Source organism: Lentzea rhizosphaerae (assembly GCF_042649515.1).
In the GTDB taxonomy this organism is placed as follows: Bacteria; Actinomycetota; Actinomycetes; order Mycobacteriales; family Pseudonocardiaceae; genus Lentzea; species Lentzea aerocolonigenes.
Map to the genome: position 1 here is coordinate 157,002 of NZ_JBHRZI010000015.1, position 18,761 is coordinate 175,762.

At 69.1% G+C, this 18,761-nt stretch carries 20 protein-coding genes; 4 read left to right on the forward strand and 16 right to left on the reverse strand.

Annotated elements, in window-relative coordinates:
- Positions 1 to 213: 213 nt before the first annotated feature.
- Positions 214 to 1,563 (reverse strand): C4-dicarboxylate transporter DctA, encoded by a 1,350-nt coding sequence (gene dctA, locus ACFOWZ_RS17615; RefSeq protein ID WP_382373729.1) that lies wholly within the window; start codon positions 1,561 to 1,563, stop codon positions 214 to 216.
- 110 nt (positions 1,564 to 1,673) lie between these two features.
- On the opposite strand from dctA, the gene ACFOWZ_RS17620 reads away from it, so the two are divergent.
- Positions 1,674 to 2,573, forward strand: a complete 900-nt coding sequence (locus ACFOWZ_RS17620) for a TAXI family TRAP transporter solute-binding subunit (RefSeq protein WP_382373731.1) — start codon at positions 1,674 to 1,676, stop codon at positions 2,571 to 2,573.
- Here ACFOWZ_RS17620 and ACFOWZ_RS17625 read toward each other — a convergent pair.
- From ACFOWZ_RS17625 to ACFOWZ_RS17665, 9 genes are all read right to left on the reverse strand, one after another.
- Positions 2,542 to 3,915, reverse strand: coding sequence for a sensor histidine kinase (locus ACFOWZ_RS17625; protein ID WP_382373733.1), 1,374 nt, complete (start codon positions 3,913 to 3,915; stop codon positions 2,542 to 2,544). The genes ACFOWZ_RS17620 and ACFOWZ_RS17625 overlap by 32 nt on opposite strands.
- A gap of 48 nt (positions 3,916 to 3,963) precedes the next feature.
- A complete protein-coding gene (locus ACFOWZ_RS17630; RefSeq protein WP_030471205.1) occupies positions 3,964 to 4,626 on the reverse strand; it encodes a response regulator transcription factor in 663 nt (220 codons plus the stop codon).
- Positions 4,627 to 4,629: 3 nt separating this feature from the next.
- Complete coding sequence (gene lgt, locus ACFOWZ_RS17635) at positions 4,630 to 5,646, reverse strand: prolipoprotein diacylglyceryl transferase (RefSeq protein WP_382373736.1); 1,017 nt, start codon at positions 5,644 to 5,646, stop codon at positions 4,630 to 4,632.
- A gap of 619 nt (positions 5,647 to 6,265) precedes the next feature.
- The gene (locus ACFOWZ_RS17640; RefSeq protein ID WP_382373738.1) at positions 6,266 to 6,826 is read right to left on the reverse strand and encodes a Uma2 family endonuclease; all 561 of its coding nucleotides are present in this window, start codon (positions 6,824 to 6,826) and stop codon (positions 6,266 to 6,268) included.
- A 727-nt stretch (positions 6,827 to 7,553) separates the two neighbouring features.
- A complete protein-coding gene (gene trpA / locus ACFOWZ_RS17645; protein WP_382373740.1) occupies positions 7,554 to 8,342 on the reverse strand; it encodes a tryptophan synthase subunit alpha in 789 nt (262 codons plus the stop codon).
- A complete protein-coding gene (trpB, locus tag ACFOWZ_RS17650; RefSeq protein ID WP_382373742.1) occupies positions 8,342 to 9,562 on the reverse strand; it encodes a tryptophan synthase subunit beta in 1,221 nt (406 codons plus the stop codon). Before trpB ends, trpA begins: the two co-directional genes overlap by 1 nt.
- A 21-nt stretch (positions 9,563 to 9,583) precedes the next feature.
- Positions 9,584 to 10,393 (reverse strand): indole-3-glycerol phosphate synthase TrpC, encoded by an 810-nt coding sequence (gene trpC / locus ACFOWZ_RS17655; protein WP_382373744.1) that lies wholly within the window; start codon positions 10,391 to 10,393, stop codon positions 9,584 to 9,586.
- A gap of 132 nt (positions 10,394 to 10,525) precedes the next feature.
- Complete coding sequence (locus tag ACFOWZ_RS17660) at positions 10,526 to 10,885, reverse strand: Trp biosynthesis-associated membrane protein (protein ID WP_382373746.1); 360 nt, start codon at positions 10,883 to 10,885, stop codon at positions 10,526 to 10,528.
- Between the two features lie 46 nt (positions 10,886 to 10,931).
- On the reverse strand, positions 10,932 to 12,470 hold the full coding sequence (locus ACFOWZ_RS17665; protein ID WP_382373748.1) for an anthranilate synthase component I: 1,539 nt from the start codon (positions 12,468 to 12,470) through the stop codon (positions 10,932 to 10,934).
- A gap of 46 nt (positions 12,471 to 12,516) precedes the next feature.
- On the opposite strand from ACFOWZ_RS17665, the gene ACFOWZ_RS17670 reads away from it, so the two are divergent.
- Complete coding sequence (locus ACFOWZ_RS17670; protein ID WP_382373750.1) at positions 12,517 to 13,119, forward strand: TetR/AcrR family transcriptional regulator; 603 nt, start codon at positions 12,517 to 12,519, stop codon at positions 13,117 to 13,119.
- A gap of 130 nt (positions 13,120 to 13,249) precedes the next feature.
- On the opposite strand, the gene hisI is transcribed toward ACFOWZ_RS17670, so the two are convergent.
- The 3 genes from hisI to hisF are packed head-to-tail and all read right to left on the reverse strand — an operon-like array spanning position 13,250 to position 14,714.
- Entirely contained in the window at positions 13,250 to 13,603 is a 354-nt protein-coding gene (gene hisI, locus ACFOWZ_RS17675) for a phosphoribosyl-AMP cyclohydrolase (protein ID WP_382373752.1), read from the reverse strand.
- Entirely contained in the window at positions 13,600 to 13,959 is a 360-nt protein-coding gene (locus ACFOWZ_RS17680) for a hypothetical protein (protein WP_382373754.1), read from the reverse strand. Before ACFOWZ_RS17680 ends, hisI begins: the two co-directional genes overlap by 4 nt.
- Entirely contained in the window at positions 13,956 to 14,714 is a 759-nt protein-coding gene (gene hisF / locus ACFOWZ_RS17685) for an imidazole glycerol phosphate synthase subunit HisF (RefSeq protein ID WP_382373756.1), read from the reverse strand. The genes ACFOWZ_RS17680 and hisF overlap by 4 nt, the downstream gene beginning before the upstream one ends.
- Positions 14,715 to 14,759: 45 nt before the next feature.
- Here hisF and ACFOWZ_RS17690 point away from each other — a divergent pair, with 45 nt between their 5' ends.
- Positions 14,760 to 15,140: a PPOX class F420-dependent oxidoreductase gene (locus ACFOWZ_RS17690; protein WP_382373758.1), complete on the forward strand. Its 381-nt coding sequence runs from the start codon at positions 14,760 to 14,762 to the stop codon at positions 15,138 to 15,140.
- A 39-nt stretch (positions 15,141 to 15,179) separates the two neighbouring features.
- The gene (locus ACFOWZ_RS17695; protein WP_382373760.1) at positions 15,180 to 15,881 is read left to right on the forward strand and encodes a Clp protease N-terminal domain-containing protein; all 702 of its coding nucleotides are present in this window, start codon (positions 15,180 to 15,182) and stop codon (positions 15,879 to 15,881) included.
- Here the strand turns inward: ACFOWZ_RS17695 and priA are convergent.
- The 3 genes from priA to hisH are packed head-to-tail and all read right to left on the reverse strand — an operon-like array spanning position 15,847 to position 18,751.
- Positions 15,847 to 16,578 carry a bifunctional 1-(5-phosphoribosyl)-5-((5-phosphoribosylamino)methylideneamino)imidazole-4-carboxamide isomerase/phosphoribosylanthranilate isomerase PriA gene (priA, locus tag ACFOWZ_RS17700; RefSeq protein WP_030471220.1) on the reverse strand — a complete coding sequence of 244 codons (732 nt, stop codon included), beginning with the start codon at positions 16,576 to 16,578 and terminating at the stop codon, positions 15,847 to 15,849. The two genes, ACFOWZ_RS17695 and priA, sit on opposite strands and share 35 nt — an antisense overlap.
- Positions 16,575 to 18,119: a hypothetical protein gene (locus ACFOWZ_RS17705; protein WP_382373762.1), complete on the reverse strand. Its 1,545-nt coding sequence runs from the start codon at positions 18,117 to 18,119 to the stop codon at positions 16,575 to 16,577. Before ACFOWZ_RS17705 ends, priA begins: the two co-directional genes overlap by 4 nt.
- Positions 18,116 to 18,751 carry an imidazole glycerol phosphate synthase subunit HisH gene (hisH, locus tag ACFOWZ_RS17710; protein WP_382373764.1) on the reverse strand — a complete coding sequence of 212 codons (636 nt, stop codon included), beginning with the start codon at positions 18,749 to 18,751 and terminating at the stop codon, positions 18,116 to 18,118. Before hisH ends, ACFOWZ_RS17705 begins: the two co-directional genes overlap by 4 nt.
- Between the last annotated feature and the right edge of the window lie 10 nt (positions 18,752 to 18,761).

Below are 18,761 nucleotides of genomic sequence, written 5' to 3' on the forward strand. Positions count from 1 at the left end.
ACTGGATCCACTGGGTAACCCAGTGTTTTCGCTGCTCAGCGCTCTGTCATCTCAGTTAGCGGACGCTCACCACCGTCGTTCAGGCGCAAAAGACCGCGTGAAGACCGAGGTCCCGTTCACCCGCGCCGCATGCGGGAGAACGGGACCTCGGCATACATGGAGGTCTGGTCGCGTGACCGGAGGCGGGAAGAGACGCCTCCGGTCACGGACGTCTCAGTGAGCAGCCGCCACCTTGTCGGACTCGGCGTGCTGCTTCTCGAGCAGGTCGTCGACGTCGACGAGGTCCGGGTTGTTCAGCACCTCGTTGAGGCGCTCCTTGTCAAGCCCCTTCTGCCAGGCGGCGACCACGAGCGACCCGACACCGTTGCCGATCACGTTGGTGATGGCGCGGGCCTCGGACATGAAGCGGTCGATGCCGACGATCAGCGCGATGCCGACCGCGGGGATGGCCGAGTGGGCCTCGAAGGCCTGCAGCGAGGCGGCCAGCGTGACCAGGCCGGCGCCGGTGACGCCCGCCGCGCCCTTCGACGCGATCAGCATGAACAGCAGCAGGCCGATCTGGACACCGATCGACACGTCGTGGCCGGTGGCCTGGGCGATGAAGATCGCGCCCATGGTCAGGTAGATGCACGTGCCGTCGAGGTTGAACGAGTATCCGGTCGGGATGGTGAGGCCGACGACCGACTTCTGCGCGCCCGCCGCCTCCAGCTTGACCATCATGCGCGGCAGGACGGACTCGCTGGACGACGTGCCGAGGACGATCAGGATCTCGTCCTTGATGTAGCGAAGGAACTTCAGCAGGCTGAAGCCCGCGATCCGCGCCACGATGCCGAGCACGATGACGACGAACAGGAAACAGGTGGCGTAGAAGGAACCCATCAGCCACAGCAGCTTGCTGAGGATGCCGCCGCCGAACTTGCCGACCGTGTAGGCGATGCCACCGAACGCACCGATCGGCGCCGCGTACATGACGATCTTGATGATGCCGAACATGACCTTGGACAGGGTCTCCATCGCGGAGACGACCCTGGCGCCGCGCTCACCCATGCCCGCCACGGCGACGGCCACGAGGATCGCGATGACGAGGACCTGGATCAACTGACCGTCCGTGAACGCGCTGACGAACGACTTCGGGATCAGGCTGAGGATGAAGCCGGTGACACCGGTCTCCGCGCTCGCCGCCGACTTCAGCGTGGCGTCCGCGGCCTTGGCGTTGAGCTCGATCTCACCGCCGTGGTGACCCGGCGCCACGACGTTCACGACGATGAGGCCGATGGCGAGCGCCACCGTGGTCATCGCGGTGAAGTAGAGGATCGTCCGCAGTGCGAGCCCGCCCGCCTTGGCGAGGTTTCCGAGGCCCGCGATGCCGACGATGATCGTCGCGAAGATGGTCGGCGCGATGACGACCTTGACGAGGTTGACGAACAGATCGGCGAGCCACTTCATCTCGGCCGCCTGTTTCGGGAACAGGAAGCCCACTGCTGCGCCCAGCACGATGGAGACAAGCACCCAGAAGTACAGGTGCTTGTAGATCGGTTTGCGGCCTGTGGTCGTGGTCGCCACGGTTCCTCCTTGAACTTCGCGTTGGTAGGAGGGTGGGCCGCGCCACAGGGCCCGACAAGCCGACGTCAGGAAACTTCAGACAGCCCTGACGTAACAGCTAGGCTTCGCCGGTGTCGCTCAGCCGTCGCACACTTCTGCTAGGGGCCGGACTGGCCCTCGCCGGGTGTACCCCGCGCAGGGTCGACGCGCCCGCTGAACTGGTGCTCGCGACGGGGCCGGAGGGTGCGGTCTTCCGCGAGGTCGGCGGGGCGCTGGCAGCCGCGCTGGCCGAGCAGCTGCCCGGCACGAAGGTGACGGCGATCCCGACCGCGGCGTCGGTCGAGAACCTCCAGCTGCTGCGCTCCGGCGAGGCACAGCTCGCACTGTCCTCTTTGGATCCGATCGACGACCCGCAGAGCGTCCGCGCGGTCGGGCGGCTCTACGACAGCTTCATGCAGATCGCGGTGCCGATCTCGTCGCCGATCCACACGTTCTCCGACCTGGCGGGCAAGCGGATCTCGTTGGGCCCCACCGGTTCCGGCACGGAGTTCACCTCCACGCGGATGCTCAAGACGTTCAACGTGTCCACAATGGCCGAACGCATGGCGCACTCGGAGGCGTCACGGCGGGTCGCGGACGGATCGCTGGACGCGATGCTCGCGCTGACCGGCATCCCGACGCCCGCGATCACCGACCTCAAGGGCAAGGTGCGGCTGATCGACATCGCCGCGGAGGCCATCAAGTTCGCCGACGCCTACAAGGGGCCGTACATCCCGGCGACGATCCCCAGCACCACCTACGAGGGCGTGGTGGCGAACCCGACGTTCGCGGTGCCGAACCTGCTGCTGGCGCGCGAGTCGCTGAGCGCGGACGTGGTCGAGGTCGTGACGCGCACGGTGTTCACCGAGACGGCGCGGATCGTGGAGGGCCACCCGGAGGCGTCGCGGATCAACGTGCGCACCGGCATCGCCACCGGCCTCGTGCCGCTGCACGACGGCGCTATGCGGTGGTTCCGTTCCGTGAAGCGCTGAGGGCCACCCTCACGTCCAGGCCGGGGTGGGCGTTGTGCAGGGTGAGCGTGCCGCCCGCCGACTCGATGAGCTCGGCGCAGATTGCGAGGCCCAGCCCGGTGCCCGCAATGTTCTGGTGCTTGGTGGCCCGCCAGAACCGGTGCAGCGCCTGCTCGCGTTCCTCGTCGTTCAGGCCGTCGCCGTTGTCGATGACGTGCAGCTCGCCGGGGCTGCCGGTCACCCGGACCTCGGTCGCGTTGGCGAGCCGGATGGCGTTGCTGACGAGCTCGTCCAGCACGCTGCCCAGGCCGCCCGGCGGCTCCTGCATGGTGAGCCCGGCCGGCATGTCGATCTTCAACGTGATGTCGGCCTGGCTCGCGAGCGCCTGCCACGCCGGTTTGTGGGTCGCGAGGAGCTGGTCGATGTCGACGGGCTCGGTCTGCCGGGCGCTGTCGAGCCGCGTGGCCGCGAGCAGCGTGTCGAGCACGCGGCCCATCTCCTCGGCCTCCTCGACCGCGATCTGGTGCGCTTCCCTGCCGTGCTCGCTCCGGACGTGCGGTTCGAGGTTGTCCACGGCGAGCCTGAGGCTGGCCAGCGGGTTGCGCAGCTGGTGGGAGGCGTCGGCGACGAACGCCTTCTGCCTGTTCAGGGCTCTGCCGACGACGTCGACCATGGTGTTGAAGCTCTTCGCGAGCCGGCGGAGCTCCGGCGGGCCGCCGACCTCGTCCGCCCGCACGTCGAGGTTGCCCTGGGCGACGGCGGCGGTGGCCTCGTCGAGCTTGCTGACCGGCCGGAGCACCCACCGCGACATCGGCCAGGCGGCGGCGACCACGGCGAGCATCGGGGCGAGGCCCGCGAGCGCCATGAGCCCCCATTGACGCAGCACCTCGTGCCTCAGGCCCTGGGTCTGCGAGATCGTGACGACCGCGGCCACCACCTCACTGTCCCTGCCGACCGGTTCGACGACGACCATCGGCCCGGTGCGCCACGGCCAGCCCGTGTAGTCGGGTTCGGGCCTTATGCCGCCGTTCAGCGCCGTGTCGAGGGCCTTCGTGACCTCGGGGTCGGCGGTGGGGTTGAAGCCGAGACGTGAGGCCAGCAGGATCCGCTTGTCCGCGCTGACCAGGGCCACCGGGACGTCGTAGAGGGCGTCGTAGCGCTGGATCTCCTGACTCAGCGCCTCCAGCCGGTCCGACTGCAGCGCGCTCTCGCCGAGCGAGGCGAACCTGCTGGCGTCACCGAGGCGGTCGAGATAGGTGGTCTGCGTTTCCCGCTGCACCACCGCGGACGCCAAGGGAATGCCCAGCGCCGCGACCAGGGCGACGAGCAGCGGAACGGTGATGACGAGCAGTCGGCGGAGCATCGGTTGCGATTGTTCCGCACGTGCCTGTGGATGTCTCTCGGAGACTCGTCACGTGGCGAGCCGGTAGCCCACGCCCCGCACGGTCTCGATCTTGACGTGCCCGCCGAGCTTCCCGCGCAACGCCGCGATGTGCGTGTCCAGCGTCCGCGACGGCGCCTCCCAGTGCGCCTGCCACACCTGGTCGACGATGAAGTCGCGGCTCACGACCTCACCCTTGCGGGCCGCGAGCAGGGCGAGCAGGTCGAACTCCTTGCGGGTCAGCGACAGCGGCTCCCCGGCGAGCGTGACGGCTCTCGTCGTCGGGGAGAGTTCCAGCGCGCCGACCTGGACCGGCGCCTCGCTCTCCGGTTCCGCCCGATGGGTGCGGGTTCTGCGCAACACGGCCTCGATCCTGGCGAGGAGCTCGGACGTGCCGAACGGCTTCACGACGTAGTCGTCGGCACCCGCCCGCAGTCCGAGCACGCGTTCGCGTTCCTCACCGCGCGCGGTCACGGTGATGACGGCGGTGCCCGGACGGTGCCGCAGCTCGCGCAGCACGTCCAGGCCGTCCCCGTCGGGCAGGCCGAGGTCGAGCAACACCACGTCGGCGGGCGCGGCACGCAGCGCGTCGGCGGCCGTGGCCACCCGATGCACCTCGTAGCCGGCGTGCCGCAGCGCGGTCAGCAGGCCTCTGGCCACCCGGTCGTCATCCTCGACGACGAGCACGCGCACAGATCACTCCGGTTTGACGGTCTCCGGGGAGTTGACGGACTCCGTGGAGTTCTTCTTCTCGGCGTCGTCCTTGTTCTCGACGACGTCGGCTTCCTCGGCCGGTTCGGCTGCGGTGTCTTCGACGTCTTCAGCCGGAGTGCCACGCAGGGCCGCAACGTCCTCACGCTCACCACGCGACCTGGCGATGACGAAGTAGGCCACCGCACCGAGGAACACCAACGCCGACACGAACACGTTGACCCGCGTGCCGAAGATGAGCGTCGCCTCGTCCGTCCGCATCAGCTCGATCCAGAACCGCCCGGCCGTGTAGCCGGCGACGTAGAGCGCGAACACCCGCCCGTGACCCAGCCGGAACCTGCGGTCGGCCCACACGATCAGCAGGGCGACACCGAGGTTCCACAGCAGCTCGTAGAGGAACGTCGGGTGCACGACCTGAATCGGCGTGTGGTCGATGGCGACACCGGCCAGCGCGTCCTCACGCCCCTCAGGCGTGACGCGGCGGTAGATCTCCAGGCCCCACGGCAACGTCGTGTCGCCGCCGTAGAGCTCCTGGTTGAAGTAGTTGCCGAGCCGCCCGATGGCCTGCGCCACGACGATGCCGGGCGCCAGCGCGTCCGCCATCGCGGGCAACGGAATGCCCTTGCGCCGGCACCCGATCCAGGCACCCACCGCACCGAGCGCGATGGCACCCCAGATCCCGAGACCACCGTTCCAGATCTCGAGCGCCGCGAGCGGGTTCTTGCCCGGCCCGAAGTACTTCTGGTTGTCGGTGATGACGTGGTAGAGCCGCCCACCCACCAGCCCGAACGGCACCGCCCACACGGCGATGTCGGTGACCTCACCCTTGATGCCACCACGTTCGACCCAGCGGCGCTCACCCCACCAGATGGCGACGATGATGCCGGCGATGATGCACAGCGCGTAGGCCCTGATGGGGAGCGGACCGAGGTACCAAACACCACGGTCTGGGCTCGGGATCGTGGCCAGGACGGCGTTCAACCCGTTCAACACGTGGCCCACCGTACCGGTGGCCTCGTGTGGGTCTCGTTCGGACGCACGATCGTTACCGGCCCGAACCCTGGCGGTGGCGCGGGCGTGGTGCCGGAGATCGACTGCGGTGGTCGACGTCGTGATGCGCGCACCTGGGCTGACGAGGGGTTTTGCCGGTGCGCGCGTGTGCTCTGAGGACGCGCTGGCGGCGCAGATTCGCGCGTTGTGGGTGGTGCATGGCTGGGGCGGGGGCCTGTGGGGTGCGGCGTGTGCAGGCTCGGTCCGGCGAGGTCGTGCGCTCGGTCTGGGCCGGGTTCGTGGGCTCGCGGGCCCGGAGGACTCGGCTCACCAGACTGCATTCGCGGACTCAGCGCGCCGGATTCGTGAGCTAGTAGTGCTTTGTCAGGTCGACCAGGAGTCTGGGCAGCAAAAGCGCGAGTAGTCGCGCTCTCACGGTGTCGTGTCCGTCAGTTGGCTGTACTTAGCGGCGAATGTAATCGTTTACTGATCACGCTAACTACTGCCAACTTTGCTGGTAGTGGCCGCGAGAGCGGGTAGCGCCACCTCGCCGCAGAGCTCGCGGTGCGCGTCCAACAGCCGATCCGTTCGCATACCTGCAGGTCAGTGCAACCTTACGAAGCACTACTAGCTAGAACCTGATGGTGACCGGGAACGGCCGCTCGACCTCCAGCACGCCGTCCTCGCTGGTCGCGATCTCGACGTACTCTTCGCCCTGCAGTTCGAGCAGCGTCGCCTCGACGACTCCCGGCTCAGGATCGACCATCAGGTAGTACGGGATTCCCGCCTGGGCGTACAGGCTGCGCTTCAGGCCCTCGTCGTTCAGCCTTGTGCTCGGTGAGAACACCTCGCCGACGAGCACGACGTCGGAAACCGGGAACATGACGCCCGCTTCCCTCGGCCTCACCACCGTGAAATCCGGGATCACCAATCGCCCGCTGGAAAGCAGGACGTTCAGCTCGACGGTCGCCTCGAGGTCGCGCGGACAGGCGTTGAGCAACGCGGCGAACGAGCGGCCCACCAGTTGCTGATGGGCGTACGACCCCAGCGGGCTCACGAGAAGCATCCCGTCGACGAGCTCGACGCGTTGGCTGTTGTCCTCCGGCAGGGACAGGACGTCGTCGAGTGACCAGGGGCCCACGTGCCGCGGCAACAGGTACTTGGCTGGTGCCGTTTCTGCTGGAGCCGCCACAGGGCATCACCTCCGAAAACCGCCCGGCGAGTACCAGTGTGGCACGCCGTGGTGGGAGCTGGCTTGTGCATAGCGCCACGATCGCAGGTCAAGCAGGTGGTCGAACGGGGTTTTGAGCCCAATCGACCGAGATTCACTCGATCAGGTGTTCGAATGTGTGTCATGCTGTTGGAGGAAGGTAAAGGGTCCGAAAGGAGGCACGGAACCCACAACTGAATACCCGCCATCCCGACAACCAACTCGATGGCGAGCACAGTGTTCAACCGTTCAAAGCTGTAAACCGCGCCACCCGACAACACGTGAAGCCGGCGCTGCAGAGCCGGTTTCACCAGGGAATGCGCGATCGAGGACGCCAGGCGGCCCCGGAAGGCCAGCACCGGCAAACGCTGCCGCGATGTGCGTGGTCACCACTCGCGTCGAGGCGCATCGGCTTGAGCTCGATTGCGGAACCGGCACGCGGCAACTGGGTCGCTCGCGTCGAGCAGCGCACTCGCGGCGGCACACGGCAACTGGGCGGCCCGCGCCGAGCAGTGCGCTCGCGGCGGCACACACCGCTGAGCCTCGCCCGGACCGCGGCGCCGACTCCACAAGCAAACCACCCGGCCCGAAGCGCCGATCGCAAAGCAGAATCGCCCGACCCGCAGCCCCCAACCGCAAAGCCCACACCGCCGACCACAAAGCAAAACCGCCCGACCCGAAGGCCGAGCGGTTCCACGAGAAAGGAGGATCAGACGGTCGCCGCAGCCGACCGCACGCCCTTGGCCAGGTCCGCCGCCAGCGCACGCACGGCGCCGTCACCCTCGGCCACGGCCGACACGAACGCCGACCCGACGATCACGCCGTCCGCGAACCCAGCGATCTCCGCGGCCTGTGCACCGGACCGCACGCCCAGCCCGACGCCGACGGGGATCGAGGTGTGCTCACGGACCCGCGCGACCAGTTCGGGGGCAGCGGACGACACGACGTCGCGGGCGCCCGTGACGCCCATGACCGCGGTGGCGTACAGGAAGCCCGAGGAGGCGCGCGCGGTCATGTCGATGCGCTCCTCCGTCGACGACGGCGCGACGAGGAAGATGCGGTCCAGGCCGTGGGCTTCCGAAGCCGCCATCCAGTCGTCGGCCTCGTCCGGTACGAGGTCGGGCGTGATGATCCCGAGGCCACCTGCCGCGGCGAGGTCGCGCGCGAACGCGTCCACGCCGTAGCGCAGCACGGGGTTCCAGTAGGTCATCACGACGGCACGGCCACCGGCGTCGGCCACGGAGGCCACGACGTCGAACAGGTCGCGCACGCGGAACCCGGCGGACAACGCCTGCTCGGCCGCGGCCTGGATCGTCGGGCCGTCCATCACGGGGTCGGAGAACGGCAGGCCGACCTCGAGGAGGTCACAACCCGACTCGACCATCGAATGGAGGTAGTCCTTGGAACCGGAGACCGTCGGGAAGCCCGCGGGCAGGTAACCGATCAGAGCGGCACGCGACTCCGCACGCGCGGAAGCGAAAACCTCAGACACCGACATCAGGCCTGTCCCCCGTCCGCGAGGCCGAAGTACTTCACGGCCGTGTCCATGTCCTTGTCCCCGCGACCGGAGAGGTTGACGATCAGCAAGCCGTCGGGGCCGAGCTCCGGGCCGAGCTTGAGCGCGCCCGCGAGGGCGTGCGAGGACTCGATCGCCGGGATGATGCCCTCGGTGCGCGAGAGCAACGCGAAGGCCTGCATGGCCTCGTCGTCGGTGACCGGGAAGTACTCGGCGCGGCCGATGTCCTTGAGGTGCGAGTGCTCGGGGCCCACGCCGGGGTAGTCGAGGCCCGCGGAGATCGAGTGCGCCTCGGTGATCTGGCCGTCGTCGTCCTGCATCACGTACGACATCGCGCCGTGCAGCGAACCGGGCGTGCCGGCCGTCAGCGTGGCGCCGTGGCTGCCGCTGTCGAGGCCGGACCCGCCGGGCTCGACGCCGACCAGCCGGACGTCGGTGTCGTCGATGAAGCCGTGGAAGATGCCGATCGCGTTCGAACCACCTCCGACGCAGGCGACGACCGCGTCGGGCAGCCTGCCCGCCTTCTCGAGGATCTGCTCACGCGCCTCGATGCCGATCACGCGGTGGAAGTCGCGGACCAGCAACGGGAACGGGTGCGGGCCCGCCGCCGTGCCGAGCAGGTAGTGCGTCTCGTCGACGTTGGTGACCCAGTCGCGCAACGCCTCGTTGATCGCGTCCTTCAGGGTGCGCGAGCCGGACTTCACCGGGATGACCTCGGCGCCCAGCAGGCGCATGCGGGCGACGTTGAGCGCCTGGCGCTCGGTGTCGACCTCGCCCATGTAGACGACGCAGTCGAGCCCGAGCAGCGCGCACGCGGTGGCCGTCGCGACGCCGTGCTGGCCGGCGCCCGTCTCGGCGATCACGCGCTTCTTGCCCATGCGCTTGGTCAGCAACGCCTGGCCGAGCACGTTGTTGATCTTGTGCGAACCGGTGTGGTTGAGGTCCTCGCGCTTGAGGAAGACCCGCGTGCCGGCGTGCTCCGCGAACTTCGGGGCCTCGGTCAACAGGGACGGGCGGCCCGCGAAGTCCTTCAGCAGGCGCTTGAACTCGTTGACGAAGTCCGGGTCCAGGCGGGCCTTGTCGTACTCGGCGGCCAGCTCGTCCACCGCCGCGATCAGGGCCTCCGGGACGAACCGGCCACCCCACGGGCCGAAGTGGCCACGTGCGTCGGGATCGTGCGGCGTGGGCGTGAACTGGCCCATCGGATAGCTCCTCTAGCGCTGTTATCGACTGGGCCGCGGGCACGCGGGGTGCGAGCCGGCGGTCACCAGCTTGTTCACGGCGGCCTTGGGGTCGCCGCTGGTCACCAGGCTTTCACCGACGAGCACCGCGTCAGCACCCGCGCCGGCGTAAGCCATCAGGTCGCCAGGGCCGGTCACGCCCGATTCGGCGATCTTGATCGTCTCGAAGGGTAGTCCGGGAGCGATCCTGCCGAAAACGTCTTTATCGACCTCCAACGTGTGGAGGTTGCGCGCGTTCACGCCGATGACGGACGCGCCCGCCTCCAGGGCGCGGTCGGCCTCCTCGGCCGTGTGCACCTCGACGAGGGCCGTCATGCCGAGCGACTCGACCCGGTCGAGCAGCGACACCAGCGCGTTCTGCTCCAGCGCCGCCACGATCAGCAGCACCAGGTCCGCACCGTGCATGCGCGCCTCGTGCACCTGGTACGGCGACACGATGAAGTCCTTGCGCAGCAGTGGGATCTTCACCGTCCGCCGGACGGCGTCGAGGTCGGCCAGCGACCCGCCGAAGCGGCGCTGCTCGGTCAGCACGCTGATGACCGACGCGCCACCCGCCTCGTACGCGGCCGCGAGCTCGGCCGGCTCGGGGATCTCCGCCAGCGCGCCCTTGGAGGGGCTGCGGCGCTTGACCTCGGCGATGACACCCACGTTCGGACCGCGCAGCACTGACATCACGTCGAGCGGCGGGGCGGTCCTGGCCGCGCGCTCCTTGACGACGTCGAAGGACAACTGAGCCTCGCGAGCGGCGAGATCCTCACGCACACCTTCGAGGATCGACTCGAGAACCGTCACAGTCTTGCTCCCCTTCCCGCTATGGGGATGCTAACCCCGGCGGAGTAACGACCCAGCCACCGGGGGTTCGGTGTCCACGCAGCTAGCCGGGGTTGTGCGCGTGTCACATGCGTGAACGCCGATGAATGATCTTCACTCGTTCGAGGAAGCTCCGCCGGGCGTCCTGTCGTCAGTCGGATCATCTCCGCGCTCCAGCGCGCGCCACATGTCCGTCTCGGGGTCGTGCGCGCGGGTCTTCTGCCCGCCCACCCCGATCTTCGGCATGCGCGCCCCCAGGAGCACCTGAAGCACGCCTGAGCCCGCCACGAGCACGCCGCCGACGATCGCCAGCCAGTGCCCGGAGAACGCGGCCGCGATGCCGACCACGATCAGCAACGCCCCGAGCACCCGGCGTGCCACCCCGCTCAACGCGACGACCGCGGCCACGGACGCGAGGCTGAGCAACGCGACCGGCACCGAACCCGCACCCCAGAAGGCACCCGCCGCGCCCACGAGCAGGAGCGCGGCGATCCACAGAGGACTGCGTCCGACAGAGCGGCTAATTTTCAACGGCTGGGGCCATCGTCTGGGCGGTGGCGATCGCGGCCAGCACCGCGCCCGCCTTGTTCAGGCACTCGTTGTCCTCGGCGAGCGGGTCCGAGTCGGCCACGATGCCGCCGCCGGCCTGCACGTACGCCACCCCGTCGCGCACCAGGGCGGTGCGGATGGCGATGGCGGTGTCCGCGTCCCCGGCGAAGTCGAAGTAGCCCACGACGCCGCCGTAGAGGCCGCGCCGCGTGGGCTCCAGCTCCTCGATGAGCTCCATCGCGCGCGGCTTGGGCGCACCGGACAACGTCCCGGCCGGGAAGCACGCGGCGACCGCGTCGTAGGCAGTCTTGCCCTCAGCCAGTTCACCGGTCACGGTCGACACGATGTGCATGACGTGGCTGTACCGCTCGACCTTGAAGAAGTCGACGACGTGCACGGAACCCGGCTTGCAGACGCGGCCCAGGTCGTTGCGGCCGAGGTCGACGAGCATCAGGTGCTCGGCGCGCTCCTTGTGGTCGGAGAGGAGGTCCTTCTCCAGCAGTGCGTCCTCCTCCGGGTCCTCCGCACGCCACCGGGTGCCCGCGATCGGGTGCGTGGTCGCCTTGCCGTCGCGCACCGTCACCAGCGACTCGGGGCTGCAGCCCACGATGTCGAACCCGTCGAGCCGCAGCAGGTACATGTACGGGCTGGGGTTCGTCGTGCGCAGCACGCGGTAGATGTCGAGCGCGTCGGCGTCCGTGTCGATCTCGAACCGCTGCGACACCACGATCTGGAACGCCTCACCGGCCCGGATGGCCTCCTTGGCCTTCTCGACGGCCTCGAAGTGCTCGGCCTGCGAACGCCGGCGCCGGAACTCCGGCTTGGGCCGCGTGAACACCGCCGCGGTCGGCGGCGCGGGCGTGTGCAGCGCCGTGGTCATCTCGTCGAGACGGCGCACCGCGTCGTCGTACGCCTCGTCGACGCGCTCGGGCGAGTCGTCCCAGTTGATGGCGTTCGCGATGAGCGTGACGGTGCCCTCGTGGTGGTCGAGCGCCGCCAGGTCGGTCGCGAGCAGCATGACCAGCTCGGGGAGCTTCAGGTCGTCCTCGGCGATGTTCGGCAGCCGCTCCAGCCGCCGCACCGCGTCGTAGCCGATGTAGCCGACCATGCCGCCGGTCAGGGGCGGGAGGCCGGGCAACGGGTCCGTGCGCAGCACCTCGACCGTCTCGCGCAGCGCCAGCAGCGGGTCGCCGCCGTCGGGCAGGCCAACGGGCCGCGTGCCGGTCCAGAACGCCTCACCACCGGTCGCCGTGAGCGCCGCGGAGGACCTCACGCCGATGAACGACCACCGCGACCAGGAGCGCCCGTTCTCCGCCGACTCGAACAGGAACGTGCCGGACTGGTTGGCCCCCAGCTTGCGGTACAGACCGACCGGGGTCTCCGCGTCCGCGAGCAGCTTGCGGACCACCGGAATGACCCGGCGGTTGACCGCGAGCTCGCGGAACTCCTCACGCGTGGGACTCACGGCCCCCAGACCAGCGGCGGCCACGGCCCCGATGACGCTCACCATGCCGACAATTGTTGCATAAATTCAACATCTGTTGAACTATGGCCCTGTGGAGCAAGTGAACCAGAAACGCCGAGGCCGCCGCGCCGCGGGGGAGGACACCAGAGCCGCCCTCATCGCAGCAGCACGAGAGGTCTTCGTCGAAAAGGGCTACGACGGCGCGACGGTCCGCGCGATCGCCGCCAAGGCGGGCGTGGACGCGGCCATGGTCAACCACTGGTTCGGCGGCAAGGAGGGCCTGTTCGCCCAGGCCGTGCTGCAACTCCCGTTCGACCCCTCCGAGATCCTCAAGCGCCTGCTCGACGGCCCGGTGGAGCAGGCGGGTGAGCGCATCATCCGCACGTTCGTCACCGTGTGGGACGCGACCGGCGGCGGCACCTTCGCCGCGCTGATCCGCAGCGTCACCAGCCAGCCCGAGGTGGCGAACGCGCTGAAGTCGTTCTTCGTCAACGCGATCTTCAAGAACCTGCTCACCGAGATCGGCGCCGAGCAACGCGAGCTGCGCGCCACGCTGTGTGCCACGCAGATGGTCGGGCTCGGCATCGTCCGGTACGTCGTGCACTTCGAACCGCTGGCGTCGACGGACGTGGAGACCGTGGTCAAGGCGATCGCGCCGAACATGCAGCGCTACCTGACCGGCGACCTGGACTAACCGCACCGGACAACCGCGCCTGTTGTTTTGGCGCGAAAAGCACGTTCGGGCCATCTATCGGCCCGAACGTGCTTTTCGCGCCAAAAAAATAGGTTCGGTTTGTCTGAGCCGCTCGACTTCGACAGTGGCCCTAGCCGGCGTCGGTCAGCAGCACCGTCGCGTCGAAGCAGGTCCGGTCCCCCGTGTGGCACGCCGCGCCCACCTGGTCGACGATCAGCAGCAGCGTGTCGCCGTCGCAGTCCAGCCGCACCTCGTGCACGTACTGGGTGTGCCCGGACGTCTCGCCCTTCACCCACAGCTGCTGGCGGCTGCGCGAGTAGTAGGTCGCGCGACGGGTCGTGAGCGTGCGGTGCAGCGCCTCGTCGTCCATCCACGCCACCATGAGCACCTCACGGGTGTCGCGCTGCTGGGCGACCGCGCACACCAGGCCGTCCGGCGTGCGCTTCAGCCGGGCGGAGATGGTGGGATCGAGCGGGCTGCTCAACGGGGTCCTCCCAGGTGTTCACGAGCGGGTCCGGTGTTGAGCAGGACCACTCCGTAGATGTGCACGACGGACAGCACTCCGGACGCCACACGGGCCCACGCGGGTCCGTCGGCCAGCACGATCACCAGGTGCAGCAACGTGACGAGGACGAACACCACCATCGCCGGGTAGTGCATGAACCGCAGGCGCAACAACAACGCCGCCGCCACGGGCAGTTCGACGAGTGCGATGAACGACGGCAGCTTCAGCACGTCCGCGTCGCCGGTCGAGCGCCACAGGACCAGGCCGACCGCGAAGAACACCAGCGCACCGCCGAACGCGACCGTCGAGGCCACCCGCACCTCGACGGGGGTCATCGGACCACGACGCCGGCCTGGCGCAGGCCGTCCTTGACCTCGCTGATGCGGAGCTGTCCGAAGTGGAACACGCTGGCCGCCAGCACGGCGTCCGCACCAGCGGCGACCGCGGGCGGGAAGTGGTCGATCGCGCCGGCACCGCCGCTCGCGATGAGGGGCACGTCGACCTCGCGCCGCACCAGTTCGATGAGCTCGAGGTCGAACCCGGCCTTGGTGCCGTCGGCGTCCATCGAGTTCAGCAGGATCTCGCCGACGCCCAGCTCCTGGCCGCGCGCCGCCCACTCCACGGCGTCGATGCCGGTGCCGGTGCGCCCGCCGTGCGTGGTGACCTCGAAGCCGGTGCCGCCGGGCACGCGCCGCGCGTCGACCGACAGCACGATGCACTGCGCGCCGTAGCGCTCGGAGCACTCGCGCAGCAGTTCCGGCCGTGCGATCGCGGCGGTGTTGAGGCTGACCTTGTCCGCACCCGCGCGCAACAGCTTGTTGACGTCTTCCGGGCTGCGCACGCCGCCACCGACCGTGAGCGGGATGAACACCTGTTCTGCCGTGCGACGCACCACGTCGTAGGTGGTCTCACGGTCACCGCTGGAGGCCGTCACGTCGAGGAACGTCAGCTCGTCGGCACCCTCGGCGTCGTACGCCCTGGCGAGCTCGACCGGGTCGCCCGCGTCGACGAGGTTCGTGAAGTTGACACCCTTCACCACCCGGCCCCGGTCGACGTCGAGACAGGGGATCACGCGGACAGCGACTGACATGCGGGAAAGCCTACAAGCAGCCGTTTCGGGACTACGCTGGACACCATGATCACCGAGTTGGGCCAGGGCCAGTACCTGCTGCTGACGACGTTCCGCAAGGACGGCACCCCGGTGCCCACGCCGGTCTGGGTCGCGCCCGGCAGCGGTGACGTGATCTACGCCTGGAGCGCCAAGGACACCGGCAAGGTCAAGCGGATCCGGCGCAGCGGGGACGTGGAGATCGGGGCGTGCGACTTCAAGGGCAACCCGAAGGGCGTGTCGGTCAAGGCGCGCGCAAGGTTGCTCGACGACGACGCGAGCGACGACGTCCGTGCGCGCATCGTGAAGAAGTACGGCTTCATGGGCTGGTTGACCATGACGGGCAGCAAGCTGCGCCGCGGTCGCGCGGGCACCATCGGCATCGAGATCACGCCCGCGTCAACCTGAGGTTGACCCGACGCTCAGCGTCAACCTAGAGTTGACGGCATGATCCAGTTGACCGACCTCATCGTCACGGTCGCCCGGGAGGCCGACGACTCCCTCGTGCGCCTCGCGAAGGCCGTCGAGATGAGCGGTCAGCTGAACGAGCTCGGCGACCACCTGATCGGCCACTTCGTCGACGAGGCACGCCGCGGCGGCGCGAGCTGGGCCGAGATCGGCGAGAGCCTCGGCGTCACGAAGCAGGCCGCGCAGAAGCGGTTCGTGCCCAAGGAGTCGCCGGAGCTCAGCAAGCCGTCGATGGAGCGCTACACCCAGCGCTCACGCCGGGTGATCGCGCTAGCGAGGCACCACGCGCGGTTCAGCGAGCGGATCGGCACCGAGCACCTGCTGCTCGGCCTGCTCGACGAGTCGGGCGGCCTCGCGGCCAAGACGATCTCGAAGCTGGAGTCAGGCGACGGCAGCACGCGCATCGCCGTGCTGAACCGGCTCGACACCGAGGCCAAGCAACGGCCGGACAAGCAGCCGTACACCACGCACTGCAAGAAGGCCCTCGAACTGGCCGTGCGCGAGGCACTCAGGATGGGTCACATGTTCATCGGCACCGAGCACATCCTGCTCGGCGTGCTGCTCGAAGAAGAAGGGACCGCGGCTGACGTGCTGCACAACACCGGTGTCACGCACGCCGCCGCGGCCGCTCACGTCGAGAAGGTCGTCAACGGACCGCAGCAAGTGCTTCCGGGAGCGTGAAAGCACCGGCGTACAGGGCCTTGCCGATGATCGAGCCCTCCACGCCGTCGCGCGACAGCTTCGCCAGCGCGACCAGATCGTCCACACTGGACACGCCGCCGGACGCGATCACCGGGGCGTCGGTGCGGGCGCAGACCTCGCTCAGCAGCTCCAGGTTCGGGCCCTTCAACGTGCCGTCCTTCGACACGTCCGTGACGACGTAACGCGCGCAGCCGTCGCGGTCGAGCCGGTCGAGGACCTCCCAGAGGTCACCGCCGTCCGACGTCCAGCCGCGGCCCTTGACCCGGTGGCCCTGCTCGGTGATGCGGACGTCCAGGCCCACCGCGATCTTCTCGCCGTGGGCGGCGATCGCCTTCGCGCACCACTCCGGGTCCTCCAGCGCGGCGGTGCCCAGGTTCACGCGGGCGCAACCGGTGGCCAGCGCGGCCTCCAGCGACGCGTCGTCGCGGATGCCGCCGGACAGCTCCACCTTCACGTCGAGCTCGCCGACGACGCGGGCGACCAGTTCGCGGTTCGAGCCACGCCCGAACGCGGCGTCGAGGTCGACCAGATGGATCCACTCCGCCCCGTCGCGCTGCCACTGCAGGGCCGCGTCGAGCGGCTCGCCGTAGTTCGTCTCGGTACCGGCTTCGCCCTGCACGAGGCGCACGGCCTTGCCGTCGGCCACGTCAACAGCGGGGAGGAGTGTGAACGTCACCCGCTCAGCCTAGCTTCCCCCAGCACGAGCGCTGCCACGCGCTCCTGCGCGTCGGTGGCCCGCGGGAACTTCGACGGGACAGGCGTGCCCGGTCCCGTCGCGGCAGGTCCGACGCCCGTCCACGGCCCGAAGACCATCATGCCGACGAACCGCGGGTGCTCCTTCGCCAGAGCCAGGTACGCGTACTGGGTGCTTTCGAGATCGGCATCGGTCCTGTCCGCGCACCACGACTGGGGTGCCGCTTCCGGCAGCAGGAACAGCTCCTTGCCCGGCGCCCGCTCCTCGAGCTCGGCCATGCGGGCTTCGAGCTCGCCGTAGCCGATGCAGTACTCGTCGAAGCCGACCCAGTCGACGGCGACGGGCACGGTGAAGGTGTCGTCGATCTTCGGGCCGGCCTCGATCAGCATGACCTTCTTGTCGTGGAAGGTGTTCTTGATCTGCTGCGCCGAGTACTCGACGTCCGCGAAGCGCGCCCCGTGGTGGAACGGCTCGTCCTGCAGCACGAAACCGGCGACACGGTCGAGGTACGGCCGCACCTTCTCCGCGAGGACCTGCCAGCGCGCCGCCGCGTTCGGGTGCAGCGGGCATCCGGCCGCGTCGCAGTCGAAGAACTCGTTGCCCGTGTAGACGACGCAACCCGCCGGAGCACAGTCCTGCAGCACCTCCGGGCGGTAGGTGTCGACGTCGCTGATCTGGACCCAGTTGAGGTTGCCGCGGCCGCGCACCTCCGGCAGGTGGTTACCGCCGGCCTGAGTGATCCGCGCCGCGAAGTAGCCGTAGTAGCGGAGATCCGAGCCGGGAGCCTTGCGCAGGTCGTCGGAGTTCAGACGCTCGACGTCGAGATCGTCCACGAGGCTGACGGTCTGGTCGTTGTCGGAGTAGCGGCCGAGGTAGACCCACAGCCTGCCCGTCGGCACCGGCGTGGCCAGCGTGATCGCCCGGTGGTTCCCGTTGACGGTCAGGCCGAGCTCCGGCCCGGTCAGCTTCAGCTCCACGTCGAACGAGCCGTCGCTCCTGGCCGCGGCGAACGCGGGCAGCGTCACGATCGGACTCCCCGACCGGAAGACCTGCACGCCTCCGTTGGCGCGCACCAGGAAGCCGAGGTCGATGTCCGCATTGGACACATAACCCCAGCTGTTCGCGGACGAGCTCAGCGCGATCGACGACCAGTCGCCGGACGTGCGGTCACCCGCTACGGGCGTCAGCGTCGCCGAGATCGTCGACCCGGTGGACGGCGCATCGAGGCGCACGGCCGTGGTGCCGAGGTGCATCGACAGCTTGCCGCGGTGGTTCGGGTGGTTGACCTGCGCGAACCACGGCCGTGGCACGTCACCGGTGTTCCACCTGCCGGACACCCGGCTGTACGTGACGGCACCGGTGCCCTGGCGCTGCACGAGGTTGTCGTTGAGGCCGTAGGCCGGATCGGCGTCCACGGCGTTGTCGAACGTGTCGTGGAACGGAGCCGGTGCCGCGAGCGCGCCACCGGGCACGGCGACGGTGGCAGCCACGATCGCGGTCACCGTCAGCAGTCGTGTGATCACGACAAGCTAGTCAACCAGTTCTTCAGCAGGTGCGCCCCGGCATCGCCGGACTTCTCCGGGTGGAACTGCGTAGCCCACAGCGGTCCGTTCTCGACCGCGGCCACGAACTCGTCGCCGGAGTGGTCGGCCCACGTCACGAGCGGCGCCTTGATGTGGTCCGCGGGCTCCAGCTCCCACTTGCGCACGCCGTAGGAGTGCACGAAGTAGAACCGGGTGTCCTCGTCGAGGCCCGCGAAGAGCTGCGACCCCTCCGGCGCGCGGACCGTGTTCCAGCCCATGTGCGGCACGATCGGCGCCTCGAGCCGCTCGACGGTGCCGGGCCACTCGCCGCAGCCCTCGGTCAGCACGCCGTGCTCGATGCCGCGCTCGAACAGGATCTGCATGCCCACGCAGATGCCGAGCACGGGCCGGCCACCGGCGAGGCGCTCGCCGATGATGCGGGCGCCGCGCACCGAGTTCAGGCCTTCCATGCACGCCGCGTACGCGCCGACGCCGGGCACGACCAGACCGTCCGCCTCGCGCGCGGCCTTCGGGTCCGACGTCACCTCGACATGGGCGCCGACCCGCTGAAGCGCGCGCTCGGCGGAGCGCAGGTTGCCGGAGCCATAGTCAAGTACGACGACACGTGCCACGACGACCAGG

What these genes read in the sequence shown, in the direction of transcription:
- ACFOWZ_RS17625 (WP_382373733.1), bottom strand. Translation starts at nt 3,915, where the DNA reads ATGCTCCGCCGACTGCTCGTCATCACCGTTCCGCTGCTCGTCGCCCTG.
- trpA (WP_382373740.1), bottom strand. Translation starts at nt 8,342, where the DNA reads ATGTCGGTGTCTGAGGTTTTCGCTTCCGCGCGTGCGGAGTCGCGTGCC.
- trpB (WP_382373742.1), bottom strand. Translation starts at nt 9,562, where the DNA reads ATGGGCCAGTTCACGCCCACGCCGCACGATCCCGACGCACGTGGCCAC.
- ACFOWZ_RS17665 (WP_382373748.1), bottom strand. Translation starts at nt 12,470, where the DNA reads ATGGTGAGCGTCATCGGGGCCGTGGCCGCCGCTGGTCTGGGGGCCGTG.
- ACFOWZ_RS17680 (WP_382373754.1), bottom strand. Translation starts at nt 13,959, where the DNA reads ATGACCCCCGTCGAGGTGCGGGTGGCCTCGACGGTCGCGTTCGGCGGT.
- hisF (WP_382373756.1), bottom strand. Translation starts at nt 14,714, where the DNA reads ATGTCAGTCGCTGTCCGCGTGATCCCCTGTCTCGACGTCGACCGGGGC.
- ACFOWZ_RS17690 (WP_382373758.1), top strand. Translation starts at nt 14,760, where the DNA reads ATGATCACCGAGTTGGGCCAGGGCCAGTACCTGCTGCTGACGACGTTC.
- ACFOWZ_RS17695 (WP_382373760.1), top strand. Translation starts at nt 15,180, where the DNA reads ATGATCCAGTTGACCGACCTCATCGTCACGGTCGCCCGGGAGGCCGAC.